Raw genomic sequence first — 7,816 nt, 5'->3', positions numbered from 1 at the left:
CGCAAGCGCATCACGCGCAGGTCGATAGAGCGGTCGAACACGTCCCAGCCGCGGTTGTGCGCCTGTTCCATGATCTGGTCGCGGTTGAGCGGGCGGTTGGGGTTGCGGGCAAAGAGGGCCAGCAGGTCGAACTCGGCGGCGCTGATCTCGATCTCGCTGGCGTCGGCGGCGAAGAGGCGGCGCTCTGCCAGGTCAAGCTGGCAGGCACCGAAGCGCACACGGTGTGCAGGCTCCACTTTCACCGGCGCGGCCACCGAGGCCTTCAGACGGCGCAGCACCGCGCGAATGCGCGCCAGCAGCTCGCGCATCTCGAACGGCTTGGGGATGTAGTCGTCGGCGCCCAGCTCCAGGCCGACCACGCGGTCGACCGACTCGCCCGCAGTGGTGAGCATCACCAGGCCGATGCGTGGGTGGGCGTCGCGCAACCAGCGGGCCAGCGAGAGGCCGTTTTCGCCGGGCATGTTGATGTCGAGAATGGCCAGGTCGGGGGCGGCTTCGGCAATCGCTGCGCGCGCGTCTTGTGCATCGGACGCGGTGCGCACCACGAAGCCGTGTCGGCTGAAGTATTCGCTCAGCAGCGAGCGCAACTCGGGCTCGTCGTCGACCACCAGAACGGTGGTGCCGGTGTGGGCGTCACCCTGTGTCATGAGCTGCGCTCCGCGGGGCTGTGGTGGCTGGGGCGCATCATATCGGGCCAAGTCGGCCCGGCTCAGCACGGCGGCGATCCAGTCGCGGGAGGTGGGCGCGCTCACTGCAGCGCCAGGTTCAAACCGCACCGTGGGTCAACGCCAGGTCTTCGGCAAACGCTTCGCTGCGAAACACCACCGGGCGGGTGTCGGCGAAGTCGGGGCGCTGGGAGCGCACATCGCGGCTGCGTGCGGCGGCCGTGCGGGTCGAGCGGCCACGTGCGGCGGCCTGGCGGAAGAAGATGCGTTGCAGGGTGGTGGTGACGAGCTGAGGCATGGGGTACTCCGAGGCGGCATGCGCGATTGCTGTGCGCAACCTCAGACTGTCGCGCCGCTCGGTATCACCGCTGTTTCGTGCACAGGCCGCATTGTTTCGTTTGTTTCAGCGGTGCCATCGGCCCACTATGATCGCCCGCATGCCTGTCACCCTTGCCGGCCAGCTGGTCGTTGCCATCTCCTCGCGGGCCCTGTTCGACTTTGAAGAAGAGAACCGCCTCTTCGAAGCCAAGGACGACCGCGCCTACATGCAGCTGCAACTGCAGCGAGTGGCGGAGCCGGCCAAGCCCGGCGTGGCGTTTTCGCTGGTCAACAAGCTGCTGGCCTTCAATGCGAAATCGCCTTCTGTCGAGGTGGTGATCCTGTCACGCAACGACCCGGTGTCGGGCATGCGGGTGTTCCGCTCGGCCAAGCACTATGGTCTGCCGATCCAGCGTGGGGTGTTCACGCGCGGCGAGTCGCCGTGGCGCTACCTCAAGCCGCTCAACGCCAACCTGTTCCTGTCGACCAACGAGCCCGACGTGCGCTCGGCGCTCGAGGCCGGCGTGCCGGCAGCGCGTGTCTACCCACATTCGGCACGCGCCTCCGACGCGCACCCGCAAGAAGTGCGCATTGCCTTCGATGGCGACGCGGTGCTGTTCTCCGACGAAGCCGAGCGGGTGTTCCTGCGCGCCGGGCTCGACGCCTTCCAGGCCCACGAGCGCGAGCGGGCCGACCTGCCCTTGGCGGCCGGCCCGTTCAAGCCGCTGCTTGAGGCGCTGCAGCTGCTGCAACGCCAGGAGTCATCGGCCATGCGCATCCGCACCGCGCTGGTCACCGCGCGCAGTGCACCGGCGCACGAGCGCGCCATCCGCACGCTGATGGAATGGAACATCGAGATCGACGAAGCCATGTTCCTCGGTGGGCTGCCCAAGGGCGCGTTCCTGCGCGAGTTCGAGCCGGACTTTTTCTTCGACGACCAGACCGGCCACATCGAGAACGCCGCGCCGCACGTGCCCTCGGGGCATGTGGCGGCGGGGGTGTCTAACCCCTGAAGGGTTTGATCCAGCCCAGCCCCGCCGAGGTGCCCGCACGCGGGCGGTACTCGCAGCCGATGTGGCCCGTGTAGCCCAGTGAATCGATCAGCGCCAACAGGTAGGGGTAGTTCAGCTCACCGCCATCGGGCTCGTGGCGCTCGGGCACACCGGCGATCTGCATGTGACCCACACGGCCGGTGGGTAGGTACTCGCGCAGCTTCATGGCCAGGTCTCCCTCGACGATCTGGCAGTGGTACAGGTCCATCTGCACCTTGAGGTTGGGCGCGCCCACCTCCATCACCAGATCGTGCGCATGCGCCTGCCGGCTGAGAAAGTAGCCCGGCATGTCGCGCGGGTTGATGGGCTCGATCAACAGGTCCACGCCCACATCGGCGGCGCGCTGCGCGGCCCAGGCGAGGTTGCGCAGGTAAGGGGTTTGCGACTCGGCGTTGGCAGGCGCGAGGCCGGCCATCACATGCACACACGGGCAGGCCAGCGCCTGGGCGTAGTCGAGCGCTTGCACGATGGTGTTTTGAAACTCTTTTTCGCGCCCCGGCAAGCAGGCCAGGCCCCGCTCACCGGCCGCCCAGTCGCCGGGCGAGGCGTTGAACAACACGTGCTGCAAACCGTGCGCCTTCAACAGGCCAGCCAACAGTTGTGGCGCATGGTCGTAGGGGAACAAAAACTCCACCGCATCAAACCCATCGGCTCGCGCGGCGGAAAAACGGTCGAGAAAGGGGTGTTCCCCGTACATCAGACTCAGGTTGGCGGCAAAGCGTGGCATGGCGGAAACGATAACAAAGGCCATACCGCCGACCTGGGCTGCCGCATGGATGACCTGCAGCCCGCGGTTGAGCTCGTTGAGGTCAACGGGCAAGCCCCTCCTTGAATTTGTTCAGGTCGGCGTCATACTCTCCTGAGTCAAGGCGGGGTGTTCCCGCCATTCCTGAGAAATCGCATGAAACGAATTCTGTTGAGCCTGTTCATGGCCTTTTTGAGCCTGAGCTTCGTCACCACCCACGTCGAGGCCAAGCGCCTGGGTGGCGGTGGTTCTTCGGGCATGCAGCGGCAAACACCGCCGCCATCGCAGTCGGTGCCGGCGAAGCCAGCGGCCACTCCCGGCGCCACCGCACCCGGCGCAGCTGCTACGGCGCCCAAGCGCTCGTGGATGGGCCCGCTTGCCGGCATCGCCGCCGGCCTGGGCATTGCCGCGCTGATGAGCCACTTGGGGCTAGGTGCCGAAATGGGCAACATCCTGACCATGATCCTGCTGGCCGTGGCCGCGGTGTTCCTGGTGCGCTTCCTGATGCGCCGCTTCGGGCCCAAGGCTGCAGCGAATGGTGCGCCGCAAGGCATGCAATTCGCCGGTGCCGGCCCGTCGCTCAACAACGCGCCCGCGTTTGGTTCAGGCAGTGCCGCCGCGCCAGCAGGCACGGTCGAGCCCACCCTGGCCCCGGTGGGCAGCCTGCCTGATGGTTTTGACGCGCCCGCCTTCGAGCGCATCGCCAAGCTCATCTTCATCCGCATGCAAGCGGCCAACGATGCGGGCAACCTCGACGACCTGCGCCAGTTCGCCACGCCCGAGATGTTTGCCACCTTCCGGCTCGACCTGCAAGACCGCAAGGTCGGCACCCAGCAGACCGACGTGGTGCAGCTCAACGCGCAAGTGCTCGACTTCGCTCAAGAGGCCGAGCGCCAGATCGTCAGCGTGCGTTTCCATGGCTTGATCCGCGAAGAGAAGGATTCAGCCACCACCACGTTTGACGAGATCTGGCACCTGGTCAAGCCGACCGATGGCAGCCGTGAGTGGGCCATTGCGGGCATCGGCCAAAGCAACTTCAGCTGAACGCGGGCTCAGAGCTGCGGGCTCTCCCAGCCCAGCAGCTCGGCCAGCCGGCGCAGCACCCACTGCGCCTCTGCCGCGTTCACACCCACCTCGCCGGTCAGCAGGCCGGCGTGAATGCGGGCCAGCACATCGGCCTCGGTGATGCCCAGCTCCCACAGCCGGCTTTGCGCTGTTTCGGTGAGCATGCTCGCAAAATCTTCGCAAAACTCGTAGCGCTGCTGGATCTCGGCGCGCGCCGCATTCGGCTTGATGCGCCCCGGCTCGACAAAGAGCGCGATGAACGAGGGCGGCACCTCGATCTGGTTGTCGTCGGACATGGATTCGCTCAGGCCTCGCGCTGCAGTCTGTTGCCCATCGATGTCTCCGGATATGAGGTGTGCAAGGGTGCAGCCTACTGCACCTGCGGCAGCAAGAACCCGGCGCTGTCCTACAGCCCCACCGGAACTGCCGTGCGAGGCTCGGTTTCCAAGCCCCTTGATTGCGCCAGCCGGAAGCCCATTGCCGATGACCCCCAAGCCCCTTCTTCACCCCACCTGGCTGCTGCAGGCCGCCGTCACGCTGCTGCTGGCCTGCTTGCCAGCGCACGCAGCCGACCCCAGTTCGGCGTCGTCCCTGCGCGAACGCCATGCCGAGCTCACCCCACGGCTGGATCGCAGCCCGTTTCAGCGCCCCCTGGTGCTCGACAGTAGCGAGACCGGCTCGCAGCTGCAAGGCAGCATCGACGCCGTCGTCTCGCAGCCCTATGCCTTGATGCGCGAACAACTGCAACGCCCCGCCGCGTGGTGCGAAATCTTGATGCTGCACATCAACACCAAGCAGTGCGTGGTGAGCGGCAATGCGTTGGCCGTGCACATCGGCCGCAAGCATGACCAGCCGCTGGGCGAGGCGTACCGCGTGGCCTTCACACTCAAGCCGCAAGCCGTCAGTGACGAGTACCTTGATGTACGGCTCGGTGCAGACACCGGCCCTTTCTCAACCCACGACTACCGAATGCAGTTGCAAGCCATCCCGCTGGCCGATGGCAGCAAGACTTTTTTGCACCTGCGCTATTCGTATGGCTACGGCCTGGCCGCCAAGCTGGCCATGCAAGGCTATCTGGCGACGCTCGGCGCCGGCAAGGTGGGCTTCACAAAGAACGGCAGCTCGGGTTACATCGGCGGCCTGCGCGGTGCGATCGAGCGCAACACGATGCGCTACTACCTGGCCATTGACGCCTACCTCGCGTCACCGGGCGCTCAGCAGCGCGCCCGCAGGCTGGAAACCTGGTTCACGGCCACCGAGCTGTACGCCAAGCAGCTGCATGAGGTGGAGCGTGCGGACTACCTCGTGATGAAACAAAACGAGTTCCGGCGCTCGAATGGCGCGAGCCTCTAGGCCAGGATGGCCGCGATGCGCCCGATCGACCAATAGGCCGCGATGCCTCCCATGCCATACAGCACCGGCGTGCGAGCGCGTGCCGTGGCGGGCCAGCGAGCCAACGCCATCGCGATCAACCAGGCCACCAGCACCACAAAAAGCTGACCCAGCTCCACGCCGACGTTGAAGGTGACCAGCGCCACCGCCAGGTGGTTGTCGGGCAAGCCGATCTGTTTGAGTGCACCGGCAAAACCCAGCCCGTGTATCAGGCCGAACAAAAACGCCACCAGCGCAGGCCAGCGGCGTGACAGGGTCTGCTGCTTGTTCAGCGCCTCGCCCGCCACCAGCATGATCGACAGCGCGATGGTGGCCTCCACCGGCGGTGAGCTCAGCACCAGCCAGCCCAGCGCGCTGAGCGCCAGCGTCACGCTGTGCGCGAGCGTGAAGGCGGTGATCGTCCAGACCAGCCGGCGGTTGAAGCCGACAAGGAACAACAACCCCAGCACGAACAGCAGGTGGTCGAATCCCGCCAGGATGTGCTCGACGCCGAGCAGCGAGTAGGCCGTGGCGATCTCGCCCATGCCGCGCTGGTCGTCCGCCGAGCCGAACACCTGCACCGAAGGCTGGCCCCCTGTCAGCGTGTAGACGCGCATCTGGCCGTCGAGCCAGAACACCTTGACGAGCACCGCCGAGAAGCGCTTGCCCACACCCTCCATGCCGAGCTGGCCGCGCAGGCCAGCCTCGCCACAGCGCAACACGCCGGCGTCGTCGCGGCAACCCTCGGGCCACACCGGCCGCAGCGCGCTTTCACCCGTTCGGCTGCCCGCCGTCCACTGCCAGACAAACTCGGATGGTGTGGCCTGCCGAAGCTCCATCTCGGCCATGCTGATCTCGTGCGCCGAGGCCGTGGTCGCCCCGAACGTCAACACCGCCAGCACCGCCAGCACCGCCAGAAACCACCTGTGCCACCACCTGCTCACTGGGGAACCTTCGTCCTGCGCACTCCGGTATTCGCTCTTGGGGCGGCCCGGCGAGCTCATGGCGCGCTGACCTCGGTCTTGACCGTGTACTTTTTCGCCAACACGCGCACGGCTGCAGAGCGCTGCTCAGCCATGACGGAGTCGGTCCAATCTTGCAAGACCACGCCGCGCAAGGCATCGAACGCGGCCGGCTTGGCCGGTGCCGCCGCTTCGAGCCGCATCACGCGCCAGCCATCGCCATGCCGCAGCGCGCGCCACTCACCGATTGGCAGAGCCTCCAGCGCCTGGGTGAATTCGGGGCCGTAGCTCTGCACGATGTTCGGGCGCGGCCGCGCCTTGAAGAGCCGCAGGCCGGCCTTGGCGTCGCCCGGCGAACCAGCGTTCAATGCCGCCGCAAAGCTCGTCGCCGCCGCCTCGGAGGCATCACCGTCGAGCACCGCCTCCGAGAAGTCGTAGCGTGCCGGTTCGTCGTATTTGATGCGATTCTGTTCGAACCAGGTGCGCAGCACGGTGTCGTCAACCGGCGGCCGCTTGAGGCCGGCGTTGATCATCGACAAGGCTTTGAAGATCACGCGGTCCTTGATGGCCTTGTCGCCCTTGTCCATCTGCAGCGCGAGGCCCTCGCGGTACAGCACCTCGTTGTCGAGCCACACACGGCGCAGCGCGTAGAGCTCGTCGGGGTTGGGCTCGCGGCCACGGGCTTCCTTGAACACCTTCAGCGCCTCTTTGTCCACCGCCTCGTCGATGACGATCACCCGCTCATCGTTGGCGTTGCCGTTGACAGCGTGGTCGAGCGCAAACAAGGCTGCGCCGAGCAGAATGAAGTGCAGCAGCGGCTCGCGCAGCCAAGTGGGGATCGAAGTGGAAGGTGTCGAAGAAGGCATGGCAACTCAGGGAACCAGAAGCGACAAAGCGCCGCGCGTTGCCGCACGGCGCCAAAAGAGAAGAGAACGAGGGCTTACTTGCCCTTGGCCACCAGCGGTGCGCGATCAGACTTCACGCCCGCCACCACGCTCCCACCCTCGACCTCGATGAAGATCGGGTTGCTGTAGAACCACAGGTCGGCCCAGGCCGCCACGTCGAAAGCCATCATGCGCTGGCCGTTGACCACCGGCAGGTGATTCGGGCAACCGTCGATCCGGGGCTGGTTGACGCCGGTGTAGAGGGCTGCGTTGTCGGGCACGTTGCTGCCGACGGCCTTGCAGGGAATGCGCAGCATCGAGTTGGTCGGAAATTCGATGCCGTTCGCGTTCTTGAACGCTATCTCTCCGGTGTTGGTCCACAGGTCCGACAGCGGATTGCCGGAGGCATCGGTCTCGTACGGGATACCTGCAGGCATGTTGCTGCCGCGAAGCCGCATGTACTGCGAAGCCGTCACGCCCTTCAGCCGGAAGGTCATGCGCTTGACCTCGATATTGCCCGGCGCAGCAGACCAAGTGGCCTGGTTGAATGTCCGCAACACCGCGGCACTCTCGTTCTTGGCCGCCGCCGGCACGCTGGCGAGCGAGCGCAATTGCTGCGGATTGGCCATGTCGACCCAATTGTCAGGCCAAGTGCCGGCGTAGTCGCTTGCCCCAGGTTGCTTGTAGCCGCCCACCGACCCACGGATCACGTCGACGTGGTCGAGCACCGGCTCGTCCAGGGGTTGCACCAGGC

The 7,816-nt window shown here is 66.1% G+C and carries 9 protein-coding genes and 1 pseudogene; 3 read left to right on the top strand and 7 right to left on the bottom strand.

Going from position 1 to position 7,816, the window contains the following annotated elements:
- Nucleotides 1–647, bottom strand: a 647-nt coding sequence (locus tag RMO40_RS20820; RefSeq protein WP_309725416.1) for a response regulator, incomplete at its 3' end; no start/stop codon positions are given.
- A 118-nt stretch (nucleotides 648–765) separates the two neighbouring features.
- Nucleotides 766–963, bottom strand: coding sequence for a hypothetical protein (locus RMO40_RS20815; protein ID WP_309725414.1), 198 nt, complete (start codon nucleotides 961–963; stop codon nucleotides 766–768).
- 139 nt (nucleotides 964–1,102) lie between these two features.
- Here RMO40_RS20815 and RMO40_RS20810 point away from each other — a divergent pair, with 139 nt between their 5' ends.
- Nucleotides 1,103–1,996, top strand: coding sequence for a 5'-nucleotidase (locus RMO40_RS20810; protein ID WP_309725412.1), 894 nt, complete (start codon nucleotides 1,103–1,105; stop codon nucleotides 1,994–1,996).
- Here RMO40_RS20810 and otnI read toward each other — a convergent pair.
- Nucleotides 1,986–2,762, bottom strand: a complete 777-nt coding sequence (gene otnI / locus RMO40_RS20805; RefSeq protein ID WP_309725418.1) for a 2-oxo-tetronate isomerase — start codon at nucleotides 2,760–2,762, stop codon at nucleotides 1,986–1,988. The two genes, RMO40_RS20810 and otnI, sit on opposite strands and share 11 nt — an antisense overlap.
- A 174-nt stretch (nucleotides 2,763–2,936) precedes the next feature.
- Between otnI and RMO40_RS20800 the strand changes: the two genes are divergently transcribed.
- The gene (locus RMO40_RS20800; protein WP_309725410.1) at nucleotides 2,937–3,824 is read left to right on the top strand and encodes a Tim44-like domain-containing protein; all 888 of its coding nucleotides are present in this window, start codon (nucleotides 2,937–2,939) and stop codon (nucleotides 3,822–3,824) included.
- Between the two features lie 8 nt (nucleotides 3,825–3,832).
- Here RMO40_RS20800 and RMO40_RS20795 read toward each other — a convergent pair whose 3' ends face one another.
- Nucleotides 3,833–4,141, bottom strand: a complete 309-nt coding sequence (locus RMO40_RS20795) for an ATPase with chaperone activity (RefSeq protein ID WP_309725408.1) — start codon at nucleotides 4,139–4,141, stop codon at nucleotides 3,833–3,835.
- A gap of 187 nt (nucleotides 4,142–4,328) precedes the next feature.
- Between RMO40_RS20795 and RMO40_RS20790 the strand changes: the two genes are divergently transcribed.
- Complete coding sequence (locus RMO40_RS20790; RefSeq protein ID WP_309725406.1) at nucleotides 4,329–5,198, top strand: hypothetical protein; 870 nt, start codon at nucleotides 4,329–4,331, stop codon at nucleotides 5,196–5,198.
- Here the strand turns inward: RMO40_RS20790 and RMO40_RS20785 are convergent.
- From RMO40_RS20785 to RMO40_RS20775, 3 genes and pseudogenes are all read right to left on the bottom strand, one after another.
- Nucleotides 5,195–6,220, bottom strand: a complete 1,026-nt coding sequence (locus RMO40_RS20785; RefSeq protein ID WP_309725404.1) for a HupE/UreJ family protein — start codon at nucleotides 6,218–6,220, stop codon at nucleotides 5,195–5,197. The two genes, RMO40_RS20790 and RMO40_RS20785, sit on opposite strands and share 4 nt — an antisense overlap.
- Nucleotides 6,217–7,044 carry a peptidylprolyl isomerase gene (locus RMO40_RS20780; protein ID WP_309725402.1) on the bottom strand — a complete coding sequence of 276 codons (828 nt, stop codon included), beginning with the start codon at nucleotides 7,042–7,044 and terminating at the stop codon, nucleotides 6,217–6,219. The genes RMO40_RS20785 and RMO40_RS20780 overlap by 4 nt, the downstream gene beginning before the upstream one ends.
- A 74-nt stretch (nucleotides 7,045–7,118) precedes the next feature.
- Nucleotides 7,119–7,816: pseudogene (locus RMO40_RS20775) on the bottom strand (hypothetical protein); the annotation flags it as partial.

This window comes from Rhizobacter sp. (assembly GCF_031412075.1).
In the GTDB taxonomy this organism is placed as follows: domain Bacteria; phylum Pseudomonadota; class Gammaproteobacteria; order Burkholderiales; family Burkholderiaceae_C; genus Rhizobacter.
This window is presented reverse-complemented; position numbering and strand designations above follow the sequence as displayed.

What these genes read in the sequence shown, in the direction of transcription:
- RMO40_RS20815 (WP_309725414.1), bottom strand. Translation starts at nt 963, where the DNA reads ATGCCTCAGCTCGTCACCACCACCCTGCAACGCATCTTCTTCCGCCAG.
- RMO40_RS20810 (WP_309725412.1), top strand. Translation starts at nt 1,103, where the DNA reads ATGCCTGTCACCCTTGCCGGCCAGCTGGTCGTTGCCATCTCCTCGCGG.
- otnI (WP_309725418.1), bottom strand. Translation starts at nt 2,762, where the DNA reads ATGCCACGCTTTGCCGCCAACCTGAGTCTGATGTACGGGGAACACCCC.
- RMO40_RS20800 (WP_309725410.1), top strand. Translation starts at nt 2,937, where the DNA reads ATGAAACGAATTCTGTTGAGCCTGTTCATGGCCTTTTTGAGCCTGAGC.
- RMO40_RS20795 (WP_309725408.1), bottom strand. Translation starts at nt 4,141, where the DNA reads ATGTCCGACGACAACCAGATCGAGGTGCCGCCCTCGTTCATCGCGCTC.
- RMO40_RS20790 (WP_309725406.1), top strand. Translation starts at nt 4,329, where the DNA reads ATGACCCCCAAGCCCCTTCTTCACCCCACCTGGCTGCTGCAGGCCGCC.
- RMO40_RS20785 (WP_309725404.1), bottom strand. Translation starts at nt 6,220, where the DNA reads ATGAGCTCGCCGGGCCGCCCCAAGAGCGAATACCGGAGTGCGCAGGAC.
- RMO40_RS20780 (WP_309725402.1), bottom strand. Translation starts at nt 7,044, where the DNA reads ATGCCTTCTTCGACACCTTCCACTTCGATCCCCACTTGGCTGCGCGAG.